Genomic DNA, 25,002 nt, shown 5'->3' with positions numbered 1-25,002 from the left:
CAAAAATGTTTAACTGCTGTTTGTCCGAACTGTAGCATCCCCAGTCGTTTTCTGCATGCTTTATGCTTAGATGATGCCTTGTTCGATAGCCGGCACCAGCCAATAATGAAGTCCGGAACCGTTAAAATCCGCCTTTAGCTTAGTCAATAATGCGGAAATGTTTTGTCTTTCCACATACATTTGAAAACGAATTTTGCGTTGATGTCCCGCGACCTGTTCTGCCAAGGACAAGCCCTGCTGATTATGGTCGTGAACATTGGCCGGAAAACTGGTAAATCCCTGCCGCCATTCCAATGACAACAGACAATCTACCAGCGCCTCTTCCAGACTCGGCGGCGAATTCACCGTCAATAAAAATGCTTCGTGACTCATTAACAAGCCTCCGGGTTACGGCCATATAATCGATAGAGTATTGGCAACAAGATTAGGGTTAACAAGGTCGAAGACAGCAAACCACCGGTGACCACGATAGCCAGCGGCCGCTGAATTTCCGAGCCGGGTCCCGACGCAAACAGCAGTGGAATCAAACCGAACGCGGCGATACTGGCCGTCATCAACACTGGCCGCAACCGCCGACCGGAGCCAATAATCACCACGCGGGATACCTCCATACCGGTCGCGCAGAGCTGGTTGAAATAACTGACCATCACCACCCCGTTCAATACCGCGATGCCGAGCAGGGCGATGAAACCAACAGACGCCGGTACCGACAAATATTCGCCGGACAGCCACAAGGCAAACACGCCGCCTATCATGGCTAGCGGGATATTGGACAACACTAGCACGGCCTGCCGCACCGAGCCGAATGTCGAAAACAGCAGTAAAAAAATCAACCCCAGCGACAATGGAATCACCAGAGACAACCGCGCCGAAGCGCGTTGTTGATTTTCAAACTGACCGCCGAAAGCCACGTGAAAACCGTTGGGCAATTTGACCCTCTCGCTCACCGCCTTGCGTGCTTCGTCGACAAAACCGACCAGATCGCGGCCTTCCACGTTGCAGCGGATCACCACAAAACGCTGGCCTTTTTCCCGATCTATCGACACCACCCCTTCCACCGCTTGAATCTTTGCGACTGCGGTAATCGGCACATGACCGCCATTAGGCAAACTGATCTGCAAATTATCGAAGTTGGCGGTGTTGCTTTCTCCGCGTAGCAACAATGGGGTGCGCTTAACGCCTTCTTGCACGATACCCTGCTGTACACCTTCAATCTGGGCACGCAACATGTCTTCGATACTATTGCTATCCAACCCAAAACGGCCGGCAGCTTCTCGGTCGATACTCAGCTGCAGGAACTGCATACCCTCATTTTTACGGGTAAACACGTCACTGGCGCCAGGAATGGTCTTCAGCACCGCCTCGATCTGCTCCGCTTTATGATTCAAAGTATCCAGATCCGCACCAAACAATTTGATCGCCACGTCGCCGCGAGTCCCGGTCAACATTTCCGAGACCCTCATTTCGATAGGCTGTGTAAATCCGAATGCAATCCCTGGCGTGTGATCCATAATTTTCCGGATTTCCTCGATCAACTCTTCCTTGGTTTCCATGCGCCATTCCGCTTTGGGCTTCAGAATCAGAAAAGTGTCGGTATCGTTCAAACTCATCGGGTCCAAACCCAACTCGTCGGTGCCAACCCTGGACACCACGGTTTGTACTTCCGGGATATGCTCGAGAATGTTTTTCTGCACTCTACCGTCCAAGGCCACCGAATCCAGCAACGTAATAGACGGCAATTTTTCCAGCTGCACGATAATGTCGCCTTCATCCATGGTCGGCATGAAGGTACTGCCGATCTGGGTGAATACCAATACGCTTGCCACCAGCATGGCGCCGGCGCCGATAAAGACTTTTTTGCTGTTAGCCAAACACCAAACCAGTACAGGCTGATACCACTGCAACAGTTTGCGCGGCAACCAGGGTTCTTCATGGGATACCTGTTTCAGCAACAGCGACGCCAGCACCGGAATAACGGTTAATGACAATATCAAGGATCCGCTTAAGGCAAATACAATAGTCATCGCCACCGGCCCGAACAGCTTGCCTTCCAGACCCTGCAAGGTCAGCAACGGTAAGAACACGATGATGATGATCAAAATGCCCGACGTCACAGGCACCGCCACTTCGCGGGTAGCCCGGTAAATCAGGTGCAGGCGCGGTAAGCGTTCCGCCTTGTGATGATCGGCCAATTGGGTAATCACGTTTTCCACGACCACCACCGCACCGTCCACCAACATCCCGATAGCTATCGCCAGACCGCCCAGACTCATCAGGTTCGCAGACATGCCAAACGCGTGCATCAAGATGAAGGTCACCAAAGCCGCGAGCGGTAAGGCCAATGCCACGGTCAATGCCGCCCGTAGATCGCCGAGAAACAGAATCAGTAATACCACCACCAGCACAATAGCTTCCAGCAAAGCCTTGGACACGGTATTTACCGCTTTTCCGACCAACACGCCACGGTTATAGAACACATTCAAACGCACGCCTTCCGGCAAGCCCGGTTGCAATTCCGCTAACTTACTTTCCAGCTGCTCGATGGTTTGCCGGGCATTGGCACCCCGCAAACTAAGCACGACCGCCGTGACCGCTTCGCCGTTACCGTCCTTGCTGACCGCACCGTAACGAGTCAGCGCACCGATGCGCACTTCGGCAATATCTTCCACGCGGATCGGCAAACCCTCGTGCTGTGCCACAACAATGGCCTTAACGTCCTGTTCATTTTTGATCCTGCCTTCGGCGCGCACTATCAGCGCTTCCTCACCCTCAGTAAGCCGACCGGCTCCGTCATTGCGGTTATTGTTTTGCAAGGCTGCCATCAATTGCTGCATATCGATATTTCGAGACGCCATGCGGACATTGTCTGGCACCACTTCGAAACTACGCACCAAGCCGCCAAGCGCGTTCACATCCGCGACACCGCTTACGGTACGAAGAGCAGGGCGGATGGTCCAATCCAATAGCTCTCGCCGTTGCATCAAAGTGAGATCGCCACCCTCGATGGCGAACATGAACATCTCTCCCAGCGGCGTGGTCATCGGCGCGATGCCGCCTTGCACGCCTTCCGGCAGATTGCCCCACAAGGTGTTTAGCCGTTCGGCGACCTGTTGTCGGGCCCAGTAAATATCGGTGCCTTCTTCAAAATCCAGCGTAATATCGGTAATCGCATATTTAGCCAACGAGCGCAGCATGGTTTGGTGCGGAATGCCCAGCAACTCAACTTCAATCGGCGCGGTAATCCGTGCTTCCACTTCTTCCGGCGTCATGCCGTTGGCTTTAACGATGATCTTGACCTGCGTAGGCGACACCTCGGGAAAGGCATCGATGGGAATATGCTTGACCGCATAATAACCGCCGCCCACCAGCAACAGTACGCCGAGTAAAATCAACAGCCGCTGGGTCAACGCAAAGCGAATTAACCCAGCCATTATTCGCCGCCTCCCAAACCTAACCAATTGGCTTTCAAGGCCACCGCGCCTTTTATGGCGATTTGCTCGTTGCCGGACAAAGGTCCGCTGATCAAGGAATTGGCGTCCTGCTTACCGGTAACCGTCACTTCAGTCACGGCAAATCCGTCTTGATTGCGCACAAATACATAAGCGCGCCCTTCGTTCTGCGCAATGGCGGTATTAGGTACAAGGAAGCCGGTCTCAAAGCTGTTTTGCATGATCTGCGCATTGACGTTCTGTCCCACGCGTAAACCCTCGGCTTTGCCGTCAATCACCGCCCTGGCCAATACCGTTTGGTTATCGCGATCGACACTTTGACCCAGCAAGCTAATTTTGGCAGTGATCTCGCTGCCTTTCAGACGCACCGAATCGCCGAGCCGAATCCCGCTCAAGCGCTCCTGCGGAATATTGATTTCCAGCCACAGTTCAGACAAATCGGCAATCCGATACAGCGGCGCCTGCATATCCAAGCGGGCACCCAAAGTGGTCAGACGCTCCAGCACCACCCCGTCGATGGGCGCCCGAATAGTCAAACGATTGTCCAGCTTGTGGTTTTGACCCAAACTTTTAATCTCGGCGGCCGACATGCCGGCCAACAGTAACAACTGCCGGGCCTCATCGGCCTTGGCCGATTTGCTGCTGTACAGCATTTGGGTTTCCTGCCAGCGCCGCTGCGCAATCACACCTTCCTGCAATAATTTTTGATCGCGGCTGCGCTCTTGGCCGGATAAATTCAGTTCGCTGGCAGCGGTTAAAAATGCTTGTTGTAACCCGACGAGTTCCGGGCTGTTCAACTGTGCCAACAGTTGGCCTTTGCGTACCTTGTCGCCGATATTGACCGGCAATTGGGTGACCAAACCGGGTTGGCTGCTACTGATCAACACCTCCCGGTCTGCCGGAACCACCACTTTGCCCGGCGCGTAAAACAACGGAATCTGTTGACTAGCGCTAAGCTGCGCAACTTTTATATCCAAATTGTCGATCTGCTGCTGAGTAATTTTGATCTGCGTATCTTGAGCAAACACGCTTAACGCCTGCGTCAATAACAGGCCGAAGATTAACCGCCTCATGGCTGTATGCCTACCGCTTGATTGTAGAAAGCGATGTTGCGCTGTAATTTAACCTCCTGCAATTTGGCATTGCGAATCGCTTCCAGACTGCGAGCCTGGATTTTTAAGAGATCCAACAGGTTGATTTCGCCGGCCGAGAAGCTGACTTCGGTCATTTTCAGATGGGTTTCGGCGATTTGTTTCAACTCGTTGGCTATTGCCAGCTCCGCCCGCGTCACTTCCAGAGCATGCTCGGCTTCGTGCAGATTTTTCTCCAACTGCCGGTAAAGATGTTCGCGTTGCGCCTTGGCATTGTTCAGCTCCAGATTCACCTTCGCGATTTCCGGCGCGTTATAGGCCTCTCCGCCGAATAGCATCACCACGCCGACGCCGACACTCTCGATGTCTTGCCCGCTGCGGCCATCCCGTTGGCTTTTCGCGCCTACACTGAGCTTGGGTTGATTGATAGGATCGGTGGTTTTGGTCCATTCAATTTCTGCTTGTTTGCGGTCAATGATGGCATTGATAGCTTCCAACATCGGGTGGTTGCTGGTCACGGAGGTAATATCGCTGAGTTTTTCCTGATAATTGCCCGGCACCCGCGACAACGTAGTCAAACTGGCATAGGCTTTACGGCTATGCATTACCTCCGCCTCAGCTTGGGTTACCAACGCCCGGTTTTGCAGATATTCACCCTTGGCCAGCAACAAATCCGCGCGCGGCAAATCGCCCAGTTCCACCCGGCGTTCGACTTTCTTCATCAATTGCTCGGAAATCGACAAAGCATTTTGCGCCTGTTGCAAACCGATATTGGCGATTTCCATATTCCACAAGGCATCTCTGATCAAGCGTGTGACTTCCAGCTTAACCGCCGCCGATTGCTTTTGCGCGGAAACGCCGGCCCGCTCCGCCACGGCCTGGCCGGCATCGCGCTGCCCCCATTTCCAGGTAGTGATTTCGACTTGGGCCGAGGCCTCACGCGAACCCAGGTCGTCGGCAATTCGATCATCCATGTAATTTAAACCAACAGCCGTGGAGCCGGCCACCCAAGCATCACTGCGTTCGGCCAAGGCGTTGGCTTCCTGGGCCAAGGCTTCGCCAACCAGGCGATCCGGATATTTTTCCAAGGTTATTTCGACTAATTGCGACAAGCTCAGCGATTGATCGGTTTCGATAGGATCCATGTGCTCGACAATCAAATTTTCCGAAAACATTTCGCCGCGAGTCGCCGCCAAGCTCTCTCCGACAGAATTTATTTCGGCAAGGCAAGGCGCCGTAAGCAGCAGTAAAACAGGTAAACCGCATTTCAGATAACGGTATCCATTCATGGAGCACTCCAAAGCAATAATTGAATAGGGCTGAGCAGCCAAAGGCCTAATGGGCATTTGACCATTTTTAGAACGCGGGGCTGTTACGTGTTAAATAAGCGTACTTCAACAGCGAAGCCAACCCCTTTCAGAGCGGCGGCGCGCGGGATGGATTGTGGCTGAGTAAGGGATCCGACGCGAACAGCGGAATATAAGGGAAAAAATTAACGGTATCGATTTGCCGAATAATTGCCAAATCGGGAACTAAGCTAACCAGCAGATAGAAAACCGGCATCAGCCTGTCCAGCCATTGCTGCTGCTTGATAGCGGAGCCCAGATTGACAATACTATTTTGAATTTGCAGGTCGTGATCGACAGCCATCAAGGCGGGGTCGCCATCATGGTCGATATGCAGCGACTCGAATTCGTGCAAATGCAGGCCGCCCTGCATGGCTTCTCTACCGACATGGGCATGCACCAGCGGCGCTGCCACTTGCAAAAGCAGCAAAAACATAACTAGAAATTGACGCAAATATGCAACCATTTATGTTTTCAGAATGTCTGTTGGATGTCGTTAATCAGTAGACGGCGGTTGTATAGGACCATGCGAAAGGCTATTCTACTTGAATTACGCGATTTTACCCCGAATATCGGAATACATTTATTCACTTTAGGCAAACACCTATGAACAGAAAGATCGGTACCTTGGCAACATTATTCATTGCGCTGGCCTTACTGCTAGGCAGTGTCCAGGAAGCGCAGGCGAAACGCATGGGCGGCGGAAAGTCTTTCGGCAGCAAACCGAGCTATAGCACACCGTTTCAACGCTCCACCTCTCCCAGTGGAGCCAGCAGCCAGCCTACCCGCTCGGCTAGCCAGCAACAAGCCGCCGCACAAAATCAAACAGCCAGACAAAATTGGGCCGGTCGCGGCGGCCTGATGGGTATGCTGGGTGGCTTGGCTTTAGGCGGACTATTGGGCTCATTGTTCTTCGGTGGCGCATTCGAAAACATCAATCTGATGGACATGCTGCTGTTTGCCGGCGTCGCCTATCTGCTGTATCGCTTGTTTGCGGCCAGATCACGTCAGCAACCCGCCGCACCGACCGGTTACGGACCAGCTCACTCACAACCAGCGGAATCGCAAAATTATTATCGCGAAACTCAACAACCGGCAGCTGGCGGCTCCGGCTTCGATACCGATGTGCTGTTCAAAAAAGGCAGAACAGCAGGATTAAGCAACAATGAATATCAACAAGCCGCTAGTTTCGATGCAAACAAGCTGCCGGCCGGATTCGATCAGCGCGCCTTTTTGAGCGGCGCAGAAAGTGCGTACCGCTACCTGCAAGCAGCTTGGGATAGTCGCGACTTGGCGGAAATCCGCGGCTTAACCACGGACAAGGTATTTGTGGAAATTCAAGAGCAATTGCAAGCATCCAGCGCCAGCAACAAAACTGAGGTTCTGAAACTCAACGCTGAATTAATTGATGTCCGCGAAGCCGGCTCGGAGTTGGAAGCGGTAGTGTTATTCGACGCATTGATCAGCGAAGATGGCGCGAAAGCCGAACCGATCAAAGAAGTATGGCATTTCGTCAAACCCATAAACAGCAATCAAACCCGCTGGTTCCTGGACGGCATTCAGCAATTTGCAGAATAATCCGGCATGACGGCGGACAGCACTAAAGTCAGACAGCGCTACGATAGGCTTGCGCCTTATTTCGATGGCCTGGAAGGCTTTCTGGAAGGCTTGCTGTTTCGCCGTTTACGTAAAAAGCTCTGGTCGCAGGCTAGCGGCGCCCACATATTGGAAGTCGGGGTCGGAACGGGGAAGAACTTCCCGTTTTACCCTGATGATGGCCGGATCACCGCTATCGACTTCAGCCCGAAAATGCTGGAAATGGCCCGCCGCAAACAACAGCGTAAACAGATTGTTGTCGATCTGGCTTTGATGGATGTGCAGGCTCTGGATTATGCCGATAACAGCTTCGACACGGTCATTGCCAGTTTTGTGTTTTGTTCGGTACCGAAACCCAGAAAAGGCCTGAAAGAGCTCTATCGCGTTTGCAAACCTGGCGGTCAAGTGCTGTTGTTGGAACACGTATTAAGCTCCAACAAAGCTTTGGCGATGATGATGAATTTGTTCAACCCGCTGATTTTGAATACTTTCGGCGCCAATATTAACCGGCAGACGTTAAAAAGCGTGCAAGCTTGCCCGTTCCAAAAAATATTCGTCGATCCCGCCAGCAGCGACATGATCAAACTGATCCGCGCCATCAAATAAATCTTCTTCGCAAAGCCGCTCATTCGGGCGGTTTTTACTATTTAATCGCCTCCGTCTACAATGCACGCGTGCTTAATTGGGCGTAAATGACGGAAATTATGGCAAACAAGTTAAAATTGGCGAGCAAAAATAAGCGTTTGGCGCTTTTCTGTATTGCCCTGCGGACTGCCGCGCCTGCCGGGGCGGACGATACTCTATCCCATTTAAAAACCTTATCTCTCCAAGAGCTGAGTGCGTCCACCGTTTCCATCGCCTCGAAAAACCAACAACCTATCAGCGAAACCCCGTCGGCGGTATTCGTCATCAGCCACGAAGAAATCAGACGCTCCGGGATGCAGTCGATTCCGGAACTGCTGCGCAAGGTGCCAGGCCTGGAAGTCGCGCGGGTGGATGGCAATCAATGGGCGATCAGTAGCCGCGGCTTTAACGGGATAAATGCCAACAAGCTGTTGGTGATGATGGACGGCCGCACCGTTTACGACCCACTGAACTCCGGCGTTTACTGGAACGAGCAGGACTACCCGCTGGAAGACATAGACCGTATCGAAGTGATTCGCGGCCCCGGGGCAACGCTGTGGGGCTCCAACGCCGTCAACGGTGTCATCAATATCATTACGCGTTCCGCTCAGGAATCGCAGGGCGTATTGCTGTCAGGCGGCACCAGCAAGGAAGAGCCCGGATTCGGTACGTTTCGTTACGGAGGCCAACTCAATCCGGACTTCAATTATCGAGTCTACGGTAAGTACAACCATCGCGAGGATTTTCATTTTGGCAACGGCGAAAAAGCCAATGACAGCCTTGACATGGGCCGCGCCGGTTTTCGTAGCGATTGGACCCCGGACGCCCGCAAAAACCTGATTGTGCAGGGCGACTATTTCAATGGCGACATGCAGCAGTCGCTGAATAGCCTCGACCCGGTTTCGCCCATTAGCCCCGACAGCACCAAAAAATATGGCGGCAACCTGCTGTTACGTTGGCAACAAACCCTGGAAAACGATAGCCGCCTACAAATCCGCAGTTATTTCGATCATGCCGTCCGTAACCAAAGCCGACTGGATTATCGGCGCAGCACCTTCGACCTGGATTTACAGCATGATTTCAATTGGCACGCTCATCACGTAACGTGGGGTGCCGGTTATCGCTTCAATAGCGATCAACTTCAGCAAAAACAGGCGTTGTTACACTTCGATCCATCCGAGCGCGATGTGCACTTGTTCAACGTCTTTGCTCAAGACGAATGGCGATTTCTGGCAGACGAACTGCGCTTGATATACGGCAGTAAAGTCGAGCATAACGATTTTACCGGCTTTGAGATCCAGCCTTCCGCCCGGCTGTTGTGGGTGCCCAGTCAACAACACAGCCTGTGGGGCGCGGTATCCAGAGCAGTTCGCGTGCCGGCCAGGGCAGATCACGACGTCAATGTCTTGTTCAACGTAGCCCCCGGAACCACAGCCAACATTATGGGCGACGATAATTTCGACTCGGAGAGCGCAATCGCTTACGAATTGGGCTACCGCTTTTTCCCCAACGACATCTTTAACCTGGATACTACGCTGTTTTATAGCGATTACGGCCGGCTAAGCACCACCGAACCGCAAACGCCGCTTATCAACGGCGACAACATCACTATCCCATTTCTAATTGCCAACAAGGCAAACGGTGAAGCCTACGGCTGGGAAACAGCGCTGAATTGGCGGGTTTCCGAACGCTGGCGATTACAAGGTAGTTACAGCCTGTTTGCGATTGCCTTGCACCAGCGCGACGGTAGCCTGGATAGCGCCGCGACGGTGGCTGAAGGCAATAGCGCCCGCAACCGTTTCAACCTCAGCTCCTACTTCAATCTGCCGTATCAACTGGAATTCGATGCGCATTGGTATTACACCGATCACCTGATCAATCAGGTGCCGGCCTATCATCGTCTGGACTTGCGCTTGGGCTGGCAGCCGAATCTGCATTTTGAATTGGCTGTCGGTGCGCAGAATTTGCTGGACAATAGGCATCTGGAATTCAGCCCTAATATAGATAACGCGGTGATCAGTAGCGAATTCGAACGCAATTATTACCTTAAAGCGACGGTACGCTACTAAATGCGGTATACGAGCCTACACAGGTTCTTGGCAAACACCGGCGCAGTTGCGCGGCGGTGTGTGTTAATGCTGTTGCTAAGCTGTTTACCATCGCCGCAGTCGGGCAGAGCGGACGAGCCGCGCTTTAACGAGACAGAACTTAAAGCAGCGTATTTATACAACTTTGCCTACTTCGTTACTTGGCCGACAGCCAATAAGGCGTTTCAGTTTTGCAGTTACGCCAATTCGCCGGTCACCGGCATACTGGCAAAACTGATCGAAGGCGAGCGGGTAAACGACTTACCGATTCAGCTGATTATCGACCCAATACCCGAACAATTGCACGAATGCCAAGTGATTTATATTCCGGCGCAACAGGAAAGAATTCTCGCCGCGACCCTAGAGTTTGTCAGACCATTTCCGGTGTTGACGGTCAGCGATATCGCCGATTTCGAACACCGAGGCGGCATGATCCGTCTGGCTAACGACGGCCTTCGGGTTCAACCGGTTATACAACTAAAAAATGTGACGCGAACCGGGCTGGCGATTAGTTCCAAGCTATTGCGCAGTTCGCGGATGATTGAGTAGCTGCCGATAAGCAGCAACTCTCTGGATAATTTTGGCCGCGGCTCAAGAAATTAGAGCACTAACCGTAGAGAACGGTTGCGGATTGGTCTGGATCGAGGCCGTCGAATGGGCGTATGATTTTGCAACCAATGGGCGGCACGCCCCAAATATCTGAGCACGTAAATCAGGGTACAGGATTAACCGTTACCCTGAATCAAATTGGCCTTATAACTAGCGAACCGAATTAACGGTACGTTCCAGTTCTTCGCGGCTGAGATGGCGCACATCCTTGCCTTTCACCATGTATATTACCTGCTCGCAGACATTGCAGGAGTGGTCGCCTATCCGCTCCAAAGCCCTGGCTGCCCACAACATATCCAAGGCTCTGGTGATGTTACGCGGGTTTTCCATCATCTGCGTGATCAACTGCCGGGTGATGCTGGTGTATTCCCGGTCTACCTTGGCGTCCTGTTCAGTGATGGCAATCACTTCCTCAACATCGTTTCGGGCATAAGCATCCAATGCGCCGTTCAGCATATCCTTGACCAAATTCAGCAGATGTTCAATTTCGTAATATTTGTCCTGATAATAATCTGCACCTTCCAGACGCATGGTCATTTTGGCGATACGCGCCGCTTCGTCGCCAATCCGCTCCAAGTCGGTGATGATCTTGATCGTCGCGATCAACATCCGTAAATCAAAAGCCGCCGGCTGGCGCTTGGCCATGATTTCGGTGCACTCATGGTCGATGTCTTTTTCCATCTCGTTGACGTACTGGTCTTGCTGCACCACTTTTTCGGCATTCTCCATGTCGTTACTCATGAAAGCCTTGGTCGCCAAATCGACTTGCTGCTCAACCAGGCCGCCCATGGTCAGCACTTTGTTGCGAATATCTTCCATCTCCTCGTTGAATTGACGGGAAATGTGCTGTTTGATTTTGCTGTTATCCATTGTCTACCTCCTAGCCGTACCTGCCGGTAATGTAATCTTCTGTTTGTTTTTTCGCCGGATTGGTAAACAACTCGCTGGTTTCACCAAATTCGATTAATTCGCCCATGTACATAAAAGCGGTGAAATCGGATACCCGCGCCGCCTGCTGCATATTATGGGTGACGATCACTATCGTATATTTTTCTTTCAATTCGTTAATCAATTCTTCGATTTTCAGGGTGGAGATCGGATCCAGCGCCGAGGCTGGTTCGTCCAACAGAATCACTTCCGGCTCAATGGCAATCGCCCGGGCAATCACCAATCTTTGCTGCTGACCGCCGGACATCCCCAAGGCATTGTCGTTCAACCGGTCTTTCATCTCATCCCATAAAGCCGCGCCGCGCAAGGATTTTTCCACCACTTCGTCGAGTATACGTCGGTCATTGATGCCTTGAATCCTTAGGCCGTAGGCGACATTTTCGTAAATGGTTTTCGGAAACGGATTGGGCTTTTGAAACACCATGCCCACTCGCCGGCGCAGAGCCGCGACATTGACCGATTTATCGTAAATATCCTCGCCATCCAGTAGAATCTTGCCTTTGATGGTGACGCCGTCGACCAGATCGTTCATCCGGTTGATACAGCGCAACAGCGTCGATTTCCCGCAGCCGCTGGGACCGATATAGGCAGTCACTTTCTTGTGCGGCATTTCCATATTCACGCTATGCAAAGCCTGCTTCTGGCCGTAGAACAAGTCCAGGTTTTCGACTTTGATGCAGGTTTCTAGCTGTTCGGCGCTTTTTCTGTCTTCCCTTTTCAACGCACTAATGTCAATGGCGTGGGTATTCTTTTGGGCTGTTGTCATGGTATGGGGTCCAGTCTTCCGGATGGATATGCGAATTTAATTTTCCAGGGCGCGGTATTTTTCCCGCAGATTGTTACGTATCGAGATAGCGAACATGTTCAGACCAATAATCACCATCACCAGTAATAATGACGTCGCGTAAACCAAAGGTCTGGCGGCTTCGACATTCGGACTCTGGAAGCCGACGTCGTAAATATGAAACCCTAAATGCATAAACTTTCTATCCAGATGCAAATAAGGAAAATTGCCGTCTAAAGGTAAAGTCGGCGCCAGTTTCACTACGCCGACCAGCATCAAGGGTGCTACTTCGCCGGCTGCACGCGCCACCGCTAAAATCAAGCCGGTCATGATCGCCGGGCTAGCCATCGGCAATACGGTGCGCCATAGGGTTTCGGCTTTGGTGGCGCCCAGCGCCAAACTGCCTTCTCGAATCGATTTGGGAATCCGCGACAAACCTTCCTCGGTAGCCACGATTACCACCGGTAAGGTCATCAAGGCCAGCGTCAACGACGCCCACAGCAAACCGGGCGTACCGAAGACCGGGGCGGGCGCGGCTTCCGGGAAAAACAAGCGGTCGATATTGCCGCCGATGATGTACACGAAAAAACCCAAGCCGAACACACCGTAAACGATAGACGGTACGCCGGCCAGATTATTAACGGCAATTCGGATCACTCGGGTAATAAAGCCCTGCTTGGCGTATTCACGTAGGTAAACCGCAGCGATTACCCCGAACGGCGTGACGACGACCGCCATCAGCATCACCATCAACACAGTACCGAAAATAGCCGGGAAAATACCGCCTTCGGTATTGGCTTCACGCGGTTCGTCGCTCACAAAAGTGGCGAAATTAGCGACATATTCGCCGCATTTGTCCAGCACGCTCATCGTGTTGGGGCGGGTCATTTTCACCACCCGATTCAAGGGCAGACTAATTTCCTTGTTTCCGGCTTCCGCAACCACCAAGCTATAGCGTTTGCTTTCCTTGCTCAGCTTGCCGATTTGTTGCTGGATCACTTGGTATTGTTTTTCATAAGTCTGTTTTTGCGCGGCAAACTCCTGCTTAGCAGCATCGTTCCAGGCATTTTTCAGTTCCAGCCCACGCTGCTTCAAGCGCAGCCGCTCCAGTTCATAGTTGATCGCACCGACTTCGTGATCCTGCAAACTATCGATTTCGTCGTGCTGATTCAGCACGGTTGCCAGTTTCTGTTGCGCCACCTGCCAGGCCTGCTCGCCCTGGGCGATTACCACGCCGTCTTCCTTAACCGCCAGCAATCGGCCATAGAAATTGCCCCACTCGCGGCGTTCGACCATGATCAAATCGTCCGGCGTGGATTGGCTGTGAATGTATTGCTGCTGGATCCAGCGAAAATCGCTACCGAGAATATCGCGGTTACCGGTTTTTACCAGATGCTGCACCAAGTATTCGCCGTTATCCAGCAACTCATGGCCGGCGGCCCTGGCTTGCGCTGCGGGCAGTAACGAAGTCGCCACCGCTTCACCGATGATGGAGCTTTCCGGGCCATCGCGATCTTGATAACGATATTCAATGATGTCGGCCGGCCAGAAATGCCCCAACCCCCGCACCGCAATCAGCAGCAGTAAGCCCACCACCAGTATCAGATTTAAACTGACCGCGCCGGCGGTCATCCATATCCAGGGCGAACCGCTCTTAAACCATGCTTTCATCATAATGAGCTGTATTTTTGTCTTAGATTTTGGCGAATAACTTCAGCCAGGGTATTGACTACGAAAGTAAACATGAACAACACCAGCGCGGCCAGGAACAACACGCGATAGTGGGTACTATTCACTTCCGACTCGGGCATTTCCACCGCAATATTGGCGGATAGGGTACGCAAGCCCTGGAAAATGCTCAAATCCATCACCGCGGTATTGCCGGTAGCCATCAAAACGATCATCGTTTCGCCAACCGCACGACCGAAACCGATCATGATCGCCGAAAAAATACCGGGGCTGGCGGTTAGTAACACGACTTTGGTCATGGTCTGCCAAGGCGTGGCGCCCAGCGCCAACGAGCCGGTAGTCAAATGCTTGGGTACACTGAAAATCGCGTCTTCGGCAATGGAGAAAATCATCGGAATCACGGCAAAACCCATCGCTAAACCAACCACCAGAGTATTGCGTTGATCGTAACCGATGCCGAATTCCTCTCGCATCCAGGTGCGCAAATCGCCGTGAAAACACAAGGCTTCGATGGACGGACTTAACTGAAAAGACAACCAGGCGCCGAATATGACCACCGGGATCAGCACCACCGCATCCCAGCCGTCGGGAATTTTGTGACGGGTTTGTTCCGGTACGAATTGCCAAAAATAAGCAAAAATCATCACCGACAAGGGCACGATCATCAACAACGCAAAAATCCCGGTCAGATTGGCTTCCACGAAAGGCGCCAGCCACAAACCGGCCAAAAAGCCCAGAATCACGGTCGGCAAAGCGCCCATGATTTCCACGCCCGGCTTCACGTACTGGCGCACGCTGGGCGCCATGAAATAGCCAGTATAAATCGCCCCAAACAAAGCCAGCGGCACGCCCATCAACATCGCGTAGAACGAAGCTTTTAAGGTGCCGAACACCAGCGGCGTTAAGCTCATTTTCGGTTCGAAATCGTTACTGGCCGCCGATGATTGCCAGATGTAATCGGGTTTTGGATAACTTTCGTACCAAACCTTGTTCCATAACGAACTCCACGACACTTCCGGATGTTCGTTTTCGATAGTCCAATGATTGATTTTGCCGTCTTCGGTTTGCAGTAACATCGCGTTGGCGCGCGGCGACAAGGTGACGGAAACAGGCTTTCCGCCGGCGATTTTTTCCTTGATCAATTCCCGTGCGGCGGTGGAACTGTATATCCCGATCTCGCCGTTGGCGTCGGCTGCCAACATGCCTTTGCGGCGCTGTTCCGGGTTAATGGTAATAATCGGCGCGTCGGATACTTTAAACGCCCGCAATTTTTCAATGCTGAAATGGTTTTGCTGGTCGCGGACCATGGACCACTGCGCCATCACACCGCTGGTATCGCCTATCAACAGCGAAATATCGCCGTTCAAGAACTCCATGCTGCTGATTTGCACGCCTTGGTGCAGCACATTCAATTTATGTTTGATCTCGGGTTTGCTCTTGTCGAGAATATCGACCACAGTCAAATCCCCGGCACGGCTGGCCAGGTATAGGTTGCGCAGTTCTTTATCCAGCAGGATGAAATCCACTTCATCCGCGGCCATCTCAACCACCGAATCGGTGGCTTCCCAAGTGGCTTCATCGTCGAACAGCGATTCTTTTTTGCCGAGACTGCTCAAGACCATGCGGTTATCAGCGGTTTTTGCCAGCAAAGTGCTGTTTTTATCGCCTAACTTCACCGCCAGCTTGGTTAGCGCCTGGCCTTGCTTATCCACCACCAGCGGTTCGGCGCCTAGCGGATATTGAATAGCCGGGGTAATTGCCCGCTTCCCATTGGGATATGACAATTTGTAATCGTGTTTAACCACCACGGCACGGCCATCCGACAAACCAAAGGCGATGACACCTTTATCGACGCCGCCGTGCGCGTAGCTGGTAATTTGCACTTGCTCGGGAATCGGCAATGCTTCGGAGCGAATTAGCTGGCCGGTGGCGACGCTAAAAAATATCGCTTTGCCGGTATCGGTAAAACGCACGGCCACTTCGTTCTGCTCTTCCATCGACAGAAAAACGGTATTGCCCAACGCCTGCTCGGGTACGTCGTAACGGCCGATCGCTTCCGCATGAGAGGGCAGCAGTATCGGAAAAACCACATACAACAGATAAAAAAAGATTAACACCACCGCCAGGATAATACTCAACCCGCCGGCTACGACGCCGCGAGCCACCATTTTGTCCTTTACTAGCCGCCAACGCTGATAGCGCTCACTAGTCGCCGTCTGAAACAGCGTGGCTTTCGCTTGAGTGGAATGGGCTTCAGTCATAACAAGGTATCGTGGGTTAACAAAAAGCGGCGCCGAACAATCGCAACGCGGTCAGAGACAAAAAAGCCGATAAAACTGGAGAATTATCGGCTTGATATTATACAAGATCATCCGCCATTACTTGGCGAGAGGGGCAATGACATTGTTGGTATTAGCCAATCCCTTGCTGCATCCATGCAGAATTGTCCCTTTATCAGGCATCCTTGGCTGATGTAATTACTGAATCAGAGTCAAAGCTTTTTCGACTGCCTTGGCTGGCAGCGGAATATAGCCGTCCTTGATCACGACTTGTTGGCCGGTTTTGGACAAGACCATTTTGAAAAACTCTTTTTCCATAGGGGCCAGCGGCTCGTTAGGTTTTTTGTTTACGTAAATATACAAGAAACGTGACAGCGGGTACGCACCTGATGTGGCGTTCTCAGGAGAAGCTTCAACAAACGGCTGGCCGTCTTTCAGCGCCAGTGGCACGGCTTTTACACCCGAGGTGGAGTAACCGATACCGGAATAGCCGATGCCGTTTGCAGATGTAGTAACCGATTGCACAACCGAAGCGGAACCAGGTTGCTCGTTGACGTTGCTTTTGAAATCGCCTTTGCACAAGGCTTCATCTTTAAAGAAACCGTAAGTACCGGACACCGAGTTACGGCCATACAACTGAATAGGTTTGCTTGCCCAACCGCCAGTCAGGCCGGCTTGGCCCCAAGTGGTGATATCAGTGGCATAACCACATTTACGGGTTGAGGACAAAATCGCATCCACTTGCGGAATGCTTAAGCCTTTAACCGGGTTATCCTTGTTGACGAAAACCGCCAGCGCATCGATAGCAACCGGAATCGCGGTCGGTTTGTAACCGTATTTGCTTTCGAAATCGTCAATTTCGTTATCTTTCATTTTCCGGCTCATCGGACCCAGATTAGCGGTGCCTTCGGTCAACGCTGGTGGAGCGGTCGAAGAACCGGCTGCTTGAATCTGAATGTTGACGTTGGGGTAAATCTTGCCGAATTCTTCGGCCCACAAGGTCATCAAGTTAGCCAAAGTATCCGAGCCAACGCTGGAGATGTTGCCGGACACGCCGCTGGCTGCCGCATATTCAGGCAAAGCCGGATCCAATGTCGCGGGAGCCGCCACTGCTTCACCGCCGAGCAAAGCAGTCGATGCAAAACCAAATCCTAAAACCAGCGATTTCAGCTTGAATGTATTTTTCATATATTTTCTCGAAATGTTTAAAACTTAAGATTCATATTGCCAACCTAGCATGACAATAGTATGAAGCAAATGTGACAGTTTTATGACAAAAATGCCCAATTCTAACCGACCGCTAAAATCTAGCGCCCGCCAGAACCAACCCGGATGTGTTCCAGCTTTAAAAAACTGTAGCTAAAATCAACGGCTTGATCGTTTTTAACATCGTCCCTGGCAACTTCCCGCCATTGACTGGCATCGATCTCCGGGAAAAAAGTGTCGCCCGCGAAAGTATTGTGGATTTCAGTCAGGTACAAATAATCGGCATACGACAGCATTGCTTCGTATAAGGTGGCGCCGCCAATCACGAATAATTCCGGGCTATCGGCATAGCGTTGCAACACGCTATCGATGTCGCCAAACACCCTGCAACCGGGCTGCTGATAACTCGGATCGCGGCTGATAATGATGTTCTCCCGTCCCGGCAAAGGCCGGCCGATAGCCTCAAACGTTTTACGGCCCATCAATATTGGCGCACCCATAGTGATTTGCTTGAAGCGTTTCAAGTCGGCCGAGAGATGCCAAGGCATTTGGCCGTTCAGGCCAATGGCACGATTACTGGACATCGCCACGATCAGTGATATTTTCATGCGGAGTGTTTAAGATGGGCTTTGTAAGCAAAACATCATACTAGAAACCATCGTTTATGAAGAAAAACATCCTGCTGGTGTTTACGGGCGGCACCATTGGTTCGCAACTCAGCGGCAACACCATCAATACCGACGGCAGCGCCGGTTATAAGTTATTGCAACTCTTTGCAGAACAAGACCCCAAGCCGGGTTCGGTAAGCTTCAAAAGCTTGCAACCCTTGCAGATTCTCAGCGAAAACCTACATCCCAGCCACTGGCCGCAGATCATCGCTTCGATTGAAGCCGAAGATATTAGCCAATTCGACGGCATCATCATCACCCACGGCACCGACAGCCTGGCCTTTAGCGCCGCTGCGCTGAGCCTGTATTTTAATGGTTTGTCGATTCCGCTGCTGCTGGTTTCCAGCGATCTGCCGCTAGACAATCCCCAAGCCAACGGCGTGGCCAACTTTCTGTGTGCGGTGGAATTTATACGCCAACTTGGCCGAGCCGGCGTGTTTGTGCCGTATCGAAATCAGGGACAAGCGATGCTGATTCATCTCGGCTGTCGCCTATCGTCCTGCCTGCCGTTAAGTAGCGATTTCATCAGCGTGCAGTCGCAGGCCTGGATGCGCTTCGAGGACGGGCGGTTCCAGCCTCTGCAAAATTTGGCGCTAGGTACGCGTTCGCCTATTGCGCTTAAACCCGACTTTTCCAAGCGAATATTGGTGATCAGACCTTATCCCGGCCTGGATTACTCTGTCTACAATCTCGATAACGTCGATGCAGTGCTGCACGACCTGTACCATTCCGGGACGGCTTGCGCGTCAAGTGCAGCAGGAGAGCAATACAGCCTGGTGGAGTTCGTCAAACATTGCACCAGACAGGGTGTCAAAATATATCTGACACCGGCGCTATATTCAGAAAGCGCATACGCCTCAACTCGCGAGCTGTTGGATGTGGGCGCGGAAATGATCTGGAATACGTCGTTGGAAGCGGCTTACGCCAAATTACTATTGGCTTACGGCAATTTCGACACAACGCAGGCAATTTCTGGGTTTTTGGCACAGAACTTGGGCCACGAACAGCTGTGATTACGGTTGGATTTATAGTGCGTCGAGCCTGACGGCTTAACTGTAGCGAGGGGCGGATTGCCAAAAGGCAATCCGCTGAATAGTTGGGTACTATGGCTTAACTGGCGCAGGTACTGGCGGTTTTTTAACCAAAACCTTGGCATCCGGCCCCATCGACACAGAATAGTCGGTGGAGGAAATCACGTTCTGACTGGCGATGTCCACAACCCTTAGCGAAACGTAGACGTTGTTGTAGCCTGGCGCAAACGATCCTACGACGACCGCTTTAGCCCCGACGTTATTTAAAGCTTCCTTGGTTTTATCAGGCAGTTGCAGAATGCCGGCTTCGTTTTTAGCAAAAATTTCGGTAGGCAACTCCATACCCATCACCCGGTAACCGGAACGATGAAAGGCCGAGGAAATTTGATCGGAGACAATGCGGCCAAACGCCAGCGTTTGCTCCAGTTCGCCGACATTAACCAGCGAATTGATAACCACCAAACTACCTTTAGGTAAAGGTTCGCGCAAATCGAGAATCAGCTGATCAACCGCCTCGAAGCTTACCTCGACCAAATCGTCATCTTTGACTTCGCTAGCCCGAAACCCTCGGCTGCAACCGTTCAGCATCATCAGCGCCAACAGCATCAGCACCATCGTCTTTTTGTTAACCATAAGACCTCTCCTCTCGTAATTGTTGAAGTTATCAGAGCTTAAAACAGCAAGCCAGTCAATCTAATTTACTACCGCAGTATACACAGCATTGCGCTGGAGAGTTGCTTGAACGATGCCAGGCAAAACCCTGGATTTATTCGAACGCTTATTGACCGCTTTCGGTAACAATCACACCGATGCCGTTTTTCTGCAGCAATTCCTTAATCGTGGAAACGCTGGCGGGATTATCGTAGGGACCGACCTTAACGCGATGCCAGATAACATTGCCGACTTTAGCTTTCTCGACCCGGGACTCTATGCCGAGCGATGCCAGCTTAGCCTTGTGGCGCTCGGCTTCCGAGGCCTCCCGGAAGGAACCCGCCTGCATAATGTATTTGGCCGCCTTGGTTTTACCGACCAGCTGCTCACGTACCCGGGTTTTGATTTCGTAATCGGGCACCACGACTTCCGCCTGTGGCAGTATGGTATAAAAATCGTAACGCGGCTCTTCCGGTTCCGCAGGTTGTGACGGCTCCGCCGGTTTTTCCGGCTCGACGACCGCTTGAGTTTGCGGTTTGACCGGTAATTCCTGCTTTAGCTTTTCCACTATTTGCGGTGTTTCCGCTTCCTGCTTGCCTGCCACCAACTCCGGCACCATTTTGCGGATCATATTCAGAAACACCCCAAAAGCTACAATCAGCGCGATGACCAGCAACCAACGCCAAGGCGCAACCGACGATTTTTTCGGCTTTCTGCGACTGTTGGTGTAACTGGGGCTTTGAACGCGGTGCTTATAGTCTCTGGCCATTACATCGCTTCAGGTGCATTGATTTTCAATAAGGATAGGGCGTTGACCAATACTTGCTTGACGGCACAAATCAAATTAATGCGGGCATTACAAAGTTTGTCGTCGTCTACCAGGAACTGGTGTGCGTTGTAATAACTGTGGAACTGATTGGCCAGCTCACGCAAGTAATGAATCAATTGATGAGGCTCGTAATTCACAGCAGCACGTTCCAAAGCTTCCGGGTATTTGGAAAGTGTAGTCAGTAACGCGGCTTCCTGCTCTTCGGTCAACAGATTCAGATGCTCCATACCCAAATGCGGATTGCGTTGCCGACCTTTTTCGTCGATCTGGCGCAACACGCTACACACCCTGGCATGCGCATACTGCACATAATAAACCGGGTTTTCGTTGCTTCTGGAAGTGGCTAGTTTCAAATCGAAATCCATATGTTGCTCGGATTTACGCATCACGTAAAAGAAGCGGCACGCATCTCTACCCACTTCGTTGCGCAGTTGCCTTAGGGTGACAAACTCGCCGGAGCGGGTCGACATTTGTACTTTTTCGTCGCCGCGATACAAGATCGCAAATTGCACCAGCAATACTTTCAACTTGGATTCGTCGGCGCCCAGGGCTTGCATCGCCGCTTTCACGCGCGGAATATAACCGTGGTGGTCAGCACCCCAGATGTTGACGATTTGATCGAAGCCGCGATCCAGCTTGTTCATGTGATAGGCAATATCGGAAGCAAAATAGGTGGTCTGACCGTTATCACGCACCACCACTCTATCTTTTTCGTCGCCCAGGCGACTGGAGGCAAACCAAGTAGCGCCTTCCTGCTGGTAAAGGTACCCGGCCGCATCCAGACGCTTTAGGGCTTGTTCGACGGAATGATCGTCCATCAGCGAGCGCTCGGAAAACCACTGTTGATAGCTGACGCCGAATTCGGCCAAGTCGTTTTTGATATCGTCCAGAATTTCGTCCAGACCGGCTTGAAATACCTCTTTATAAGCGTCGCCGAGCAAGGCTTTGGCACGGTCGATCAACGCATCGATGTGTTTTTCCTTGTCGCCGCCTTGCGGCTCGTCGGCGGGCAAATCCGCCATCACTAGCGCGGCGGCTCGGCGGTAGGCATCGCCGGCTTTCTTATGCAAATTCGCGGAAATCTCCCGGACATATTCGCCGCGATAACCGTTGCTTGGAAAAGGCAGAACCTCGTCGCAGGCTTCCAGATACCGCAGCCAGACACTGGTAGCCAGAATATCCATCTGCCGGCCGGCATCGTTCACATAGTATTCTCGCTCGACTTGAAACCCGGCTGCCGCCAGCAAATCCGCCACAGCCGAACCGTAAGCCGCGCCGCGACCATGGCCAACATGCAAAGGCCCGGTGGGATTGGCGGAAACGAATTCGACTTGTACGCGTTTGCCCGCACCAATCTTGCTTAAACCGAACTCCGCTCCGGCATCGAGTACCTGTTTGACAATCTGGAACTGGCTGTCGGGATTGATGAAGAAATTGATAAATCCGGGGCCGGCGATATCAACCTTGGTGATCAGCGCATCGCTCGGCAGAGCCTCGACGATTTTTTCGGCCAGTTGTCTAGGATTAAGTTTGGCCGGCTTGGCCAGTAACATCGCCAGGTTGGTGGCGAAGTCGCCGTGTTGCGCATCGCGAGTGCGCTCTAAGTTGATTTGCGCAATAAAATCGTTTTCGAGAATACCTTGAGTTTTAAGGGCTGTAACGGCTTGTTGTAACAGGGATTCCAGCTTTTGTTTCATCGCGTTGAAAAATGGGGATTTATCGGAAAATAGCCGCCATTATCCATTAAAAACAAATTATTGGCTAGGACGCTCGCCGAACAGCGCCGTGCCAATCCGCACCAATGTTGAACCTTCGGCAACCGCCGCCTGCAAATCACCACTCATCCCAAACGAAAAGGTATCGAGATCGTTACGATCAAGTTGCCGCACTGCCTGATAGAGCTGCCGATACGGCAGGCATTGCGCCTGATAATCCTGCTGCGGCTCCGGAATCGCCATCACGCCGCGCAAACGCAAATTCGGCAATTTGCTAACTTGCTCGATCAGCTCCGGCAAATCGGCCAACTCAATCCCGGATTTGCTGGCTTCATCGCTGATATTGATTTGTAAACAGATATTCAGCGGCGGCAAATAGTCCGGACGCTGCTCGCTGAGGCGCTCGGCTACTTTCAGACGATCAACACTGTGCACCCAGGCAAAGTGCTGGGCAATTGCCTTAGTTTTATTGGATTGAAGCGGCCCGATGAAATGCCAGCTAATGTTAAAAGCCGCCAATTCCAGTTGCTTTTTCAGCGCTTCCTGCAAATAGTTTTCGCCGAAATGGCGCTGACCAATCCGGTATGCAGCGGCTATATCAGCCGCTGGCTTGGTCTTGCTGACGGCCAACAGTTGCACACTACCAAGCGGACGTTGTGAATCGATTTCGGCCTGGCGGAGTTGCTTGCTTACATTGGCGAAACGCTGAGCGATACTATTCACGATCCTCAGCCGCCGATTCTTTTTTGACAAATAAGCGCGAAAACAGCAATCCGGATTCAAACAACAGCCACATCGGCACTGCCAACAGGGTTTGCGACAAAGCGTCGGGCGGCGTCAAAAACATCGCGATGACAAACACTCCGACGATGACATACGGCCTCTTTTCAGACAGCGTCTCGGGGGTGATGATGCCGGTCCAGACCAATACGATAGTGAAAATCGGAATTTCGAACGACAATCCGAAGGCAAAAAACATCGCCAAAACAAAATCCAGATAAGTGGCTATATCGGTCATCACCGCCACCCCGGCCGGCGCCGCCGACGTGAGATAGCCGAATACCAACGGGAATACCAGAAAATAGGCGAAGGCCGCGCCACTGTAAAACAACAACGTGCTAGCCAATAGCAACGGCGCCACCATCAGCTTTTCATGACGATATAAGCCAGGCGCCACAAAGCCCCAGAACTGGTAAAGAATGAAGGGAATGGAAATAAACACCGCAACTACGAATGCGAGTTTGAACGGCGTGAAAAACGGCGATGCTACATCGATGGCGATCATCGTGCTGTTTTTCGGCATATGCTGCAACAGCGGCTCGGCCAGATAGGCATAAATCTCGTTGGCGTAGCTTGCGGTACCGACAAACACCAGTAGCACGCATAGCACCACCTTTAACAGACGGTCGCGCAGTTCGACTAAATGGCTAAAAAAAGACTGCTCGTTATCCAGCGGTGCTTGGTTTGTCATCGTCCTGATTGATTTCGGTCGCTGCCTGAGCATTGAAGTTAATATCGTCAAGGGCCGACTGAGTATCCTGCACCACTTTCTGCAATTCGCCGGCTATGGACTGTTGCTGGATTAACTGGCGCATCTCCTCGGCGTGCAATTCCTGTTTAATTTCCGCCTTAGCAGTCGCCAGCACAGTACGGGCCTTTCCTACCCAAAACCCAGCCAAGCGGGCCGCTTTCGGCAATTTTTCCGGGCCTAGCACCAATAGCGCCACCAACCCAACCATCAACAATTCTGAAAAGCCGACATCGAACATATCGCAGACTAAGCCCGATCTTTTTCTTTATTAGTCACTTCGCCTTCCAAAGGCTCTTCTTCCTTACTTGCAATCGCCTTATCTTCGCTACCTTCCTTAACAGCCGAACGGAATCCCCTAATCGCCTCGCCGAGATCGGCGCCAATATTCTTCAGACGCTTGGTGCCAAACACCAAGATCACGATAACTAACACTACTAATAAATGAGGGATGCTTAAACCCATTGTTCACTCCTTAATTTTAACCATCAGGAAACATCGCGCTGCGCTTTTTCCTGTAAACCGGACAATCCGAAGCGCCTTTGCAACTCATTGATCACATGTTCCGGCCCGAGTTCCTGATGCGCCAACATCACCATGCAGTGAAACCAAAGATCGGCGGTTTCATACACTATTTTATCCTTATCGCCGTCTTTGGCGGCAATCACCGTTTCGGTGGCTTCCTCGCCTATTTTTTTCAAAATATGATCCAATCCCTTGGAGTATAAACTGGCTACGTAGGACTGATCGGCAGTTTGCAGCTTACGCTGTTCAAGAACCTGGGCCAATTGCTGTAAAACTTCGCTCATTAGCTTTTGTTTAGATTGAAAATTGCAAAATCATAGCACGTTGCCGAAACAGCCAAAAAAAAT

At 51.9% G+C, this 25,002-nt stretch carries 24 protein-coding genes; 5 read left to right on the top strand and 19 right to left on the bottom strand.

The window, feature by feature from the left end; translation table 11 throughout:
- Positions 1-66 precede the first annotated feature (66 nt).
- From G006_RS0116055 to G006_RS0116035, 5 genes are all read right to left on the bottom strand, one after another.
- On the bottom strand, positions 67-372 hold the full coding sequence (locus G006_RS0116055; RefSeq protein ID WP_020484237.1) for a DUF3240 family protein: 306 nt from the start codon (positions 370-372) through the stop codon (positions 67-69).
- Complete coding sequence (locus tag G006_RS0116050) at positions 372-3,431, bottom strand: efflux RND transporter permease subunit (RefSeq protein ID WP_020484236.1); 3,060 nt, start codon at positions 3,429-3,431, stop codon at positions 372-374. Before G006_RS0116050 ends, G006_RS0116055 begins: the two co-directional genes overlap by 1 nt.
- A complete protein-coding gene (locus tag G006_RS0116045) occupies positions 3,431-4,522 on the bottom strand; it encodes an efflux RND transporter periplasmic adaptor subunit (RefSeq protein ID WP_020484235.1) in 1,092 nt (363 codons plus the stop codon). The genes G006_RS0116050 and G006_RS0116045 overlap by 1 nt, the downstream gene beginning before the upstream one ends.
- Positions 4,519-5,829 (bottom strand): TolC family protein, encoded by a 1,311-nt coding sequence (locus G006_RS0116040; protein WP_020484234.1) that lies wholly within the window; start codon positions 5,827-5,829, stop codon positions 4,519-4,521. The genes G006_RS0116045 and G006_RS0116040 overlap by 4 nt, the downstream gene beginning before the upstream one ends.
- Positions 5,830-5,956: 127 nt before the next feature.
- Entirely contained in the window at positions 5,957-6,352 is a 396-nt protein-coding gene (locus tag G006_RS0116035) for a hypothetical protein (RefSeq protein WP_152428883.1), read from the bottom strand.
- Positions 6,353-6,492: 140 nt separating this feature from the next.
- Between G006_RS0116035 and G006_RS0116030 the strand changes: the two genes are divergently transcribed.
- The 4 genes from G006_RS0116030 (at position 6,493) to G006_RS0116015 (ending at position 10,742) form a co-directional block, all read left to right on the top strand.
- Positions 6,493-7,464 (top strand): Tim44 domain-containing protein, encoded by a 972-nt coding sequence (locus G006_RS0116030; RefSeq protein ID WP_020484232.1) that lies wholly within the window; start codon positions 6,493-6,495, stop codon positions 7,462-7,464.
- 6 nt (positions 7,465-7,470) lie between these two features.
- Positions 7,471-8,088, top strand: a complete 618-nt coding sequence (locus G006_RS0116025) for a class I SAM-dependent methyltransferase (RefSeq protein ID WP_020484231.1) — start codon at positions 7,471-7,473, stop codon at positions 8,086-8,088.
- Between the two features lie 98 nt (positions 8,089-8,186).
- Positions 8,187-10,175 (top strand): TonB-dependent receptor plug domain-containing protein, encoded by a 1,989-nt coding sequence (locus G006_RS25695; protein ID WP_160167679.1) that lies wholly within the window; start codon positions 8,187-8,189, stop codon positions 10,173-10,175.
- 66 nt (positions 10,176-10,241) lie between these two features.
- Positions 10,242-10,742: a YfiR family protein gene (locus G006_RS0116015; RefSeq protein WP_020484229.1), complete on the top strand. Its 501-nt coding sequence runs from the start codon at positions 10,242-10,244 to the stop codon at positions 10,740-10,742.
- A 210-nt stretch (positions 10,743-10,952) separates the two neighbouring features.
- Here G006_RS0116015 and phoU read toward each other — a convergent pair whose 3' ends face one another.
- The 6 genes from phoU to G006_RS0115980 form a co-directional block, all read right to left on the bottom strand.
- Positions 10,953-11,672, bottom strand: a complete 720-nt coding sequence (gene phoU, locus G006_RS0116010) for a phosphate signaling complex protein PhoU (protein WP_020484228.1) — start codon at positions 11,670-11,672, stop codon at positions 10,953-10,955.
- A 10-nt stretch (positions 11,673-11,682) separates the two neighbouring features.
- Positions 11,683-12,516 carry a phosphate ABC transporter ATP-binding protein PstB gene (pstB, locus tag G006_RS0116005; RefSeq protein WP_020484227.1) on the bottom strand — a complete coding sequence of 278 codons (834 nt, stop codon included), beginning with the start codon at positions 12,514-12,516 and terminating at the stop codon, positions 11,683-11,685.
- A gap of 36 nt (positions 12,517-12,552) precedes the next feature.
- The gene (gene pstA / locus G006_RS0116000; RefSeq protein WP_026147099.1) at positions 12,553-14,208 is read right to left on the bottom strand and encodes a phosphate ABC transporter permease PstA; all 1,656 of its coding nucleotides are present in this window, start codon (positions 14,206-14,208) and stop codon (positions 12,553-12,555) included.
- Complete coding sequence (locus tag G006_RS0115995; protein WP_020484225.1) at positions 14,205-16,484, bottom strand: ABC transporter permease subunit; 2,280 nt, start codon at positions 16,482-16,484, stop codon at positions 14,205-14,207. The genes pstA and G006_RS0115995 overlap by 4 nt, the downstream gene beginning before the upstream one ends.
- Positions 16,485-16,700: 216 nt before the next feature.
- Positions 16,701-17,690, bottom strand: a complete 990-nt coding sequence (locus tag G006_RS0115985) for a PstS family phosphate ABC transporter substrate-binding protein (protein ID WP_020484223.1) — start codon at positions 17,688-17,690, stop codon at positions 16,701-16,703.
- Between the two features lie 119 nt (positions 17,691-17,809).
- On the bottom strand, positions 17,810-18,316 hold the full coding sequence (locus tag G006_RS0115980; RefSeq protein ID WP_020484222.1) for a dihydrofolate reductase: 507 nt from the start codon (positions 18,314-18,316) through the stop codon (positions 17,810-17,812).
- Positions 18,317-18,372: 56 nt separating this feature from the next.
- On the opposite strand from G006_RS0115980, the gene G006_RS0115975 reads away from it, so the two are divergent.
- A complete protein-coding gene (locus G006_RS0115975) occupies positions 18,373-19,389 on the top strand; it encodes an asparaginase (RefSeq protein WP_020484221.1) in 1,017 nt (338 codons plus the stop codon).
- Between the two features lie 90 nt (positions 19,390-19,479).
- Here G006_RS0115975 and G006_RS0115970 read toward each other — a convergent pair whose 3' ends face one another.
- The 8 genes from G006_RS0115970 to G006_RS0115935 form a co-directional block, all read right to left on the bottom strand.
- Positions 19,480-20,040 (bottom strand): FlgO family outer membrane protein, encoded by a 561-nt coding sequence (locus G006_RS0115970; RefSeq protein ID WP_020484220.1) that lies wholly within the window; start codon positions 20,038-20,040, stop codon positions 19,480-19,482.
- Between the two features lie 145 nt (positions 20,041-20,185).
- A complete protein-coding gene (locus tag G006_RS0115965) occupies positions 20,186-20,827 on the bottom strand; it encodes an SPOR domain-containing protein (protein ID WP_020484219.1) in 642 nt (213 codons plus the stop codon).
- Positions 20,827-22,584, bottom strand: a complete 1,758-nt coding sequence (gene argS, locus G006_RS0115960) for an arginine--tRNA ligase (RefSeq protein ID WP_020484218.1) — start codon at positions 22,582-22,584, stop codon at positions 20,827-20,829. Before argS ends, G006_RS0115965 begins: the two co-directional genes overlap by 1 nt.
- Before the next feature lie 57 nt (positions 22,585-22,641).
- On the bottom strand, positions 22,642-23,325 hold the full coding sequence (locus G006_RS0115955) for a YggS family pyridoxal phosphate-dependent enzyme (protein ID WP_020484217.1): 684 nt from the start codon (positions 23,323-23,325) through the stop codon (positions 22,642-22,644).
- A complete protein-coding gene (gene tatC, locus G006_RS0115950) occupies positions 23,318-24,073 on the bottom strand; it encodes a twin-arginine translocase subunit TatC (protein ID WP_020484216.1) in 756 nt (251 codons plus the stop codon). Before tatC ends, G006_RS0115955 begins: the two co-directional genes overlap by 8 nt.
- A complete protein-coding gene (tatB, locus tag G006_RS0115945) occupies positions 24,048-24,371 on the bottom strand; it encodes a Sec-independent protein translocase protein TatB (protein WP_020484215.1) in 324 nt (107 codons plus the stop codon). Before tatB ends, tatC begins: the two co-directional genes overlap by 26 nt.
- Before the next feature lie 8 nt (positions 24,372-24,379).
- Complete coding sequence (tatA, locus tag G006_RS0115940; protein ID WP_020484214.1) at positions 24,380-24,595, bottom strand: twin-arginine translocase TatA/TatE family subunit; 216 nt, start codon at positions 24,593-24,595, stop codon at positions 24,380-24,382.
- A 23-nt stretch (positions 24,596-24,618) separates the two neighbouring features.
- Positions 24,619-24,939 carry a phosphoribosyl-ATP diphosphatase gene (locus G006_RS0115935; RefSeq protein ID WP_020484213.1) on the bottom strand — a complete coding sequence of 107 codons (321 nt, stop codon included), beginning with the start codon at positions 24,937-24,939 and terminating at the stop codon, positions 24,619-24,621.
- Positions 24,940-25,002 lie beyond the last annotated feature (63 nt).

Source organism: Methylomonas sp. MK1 (assembly GCF_000365425.1).
Taxonomy (GTDB): Bacteria; Pseudomonadota; Gammaproteobacteria; order Methylococcales; family Methylomonadaceae; genus Methylomonas.
This window is presented reverse-complemented; position numbering and strand designations above follow the sequence as displayed.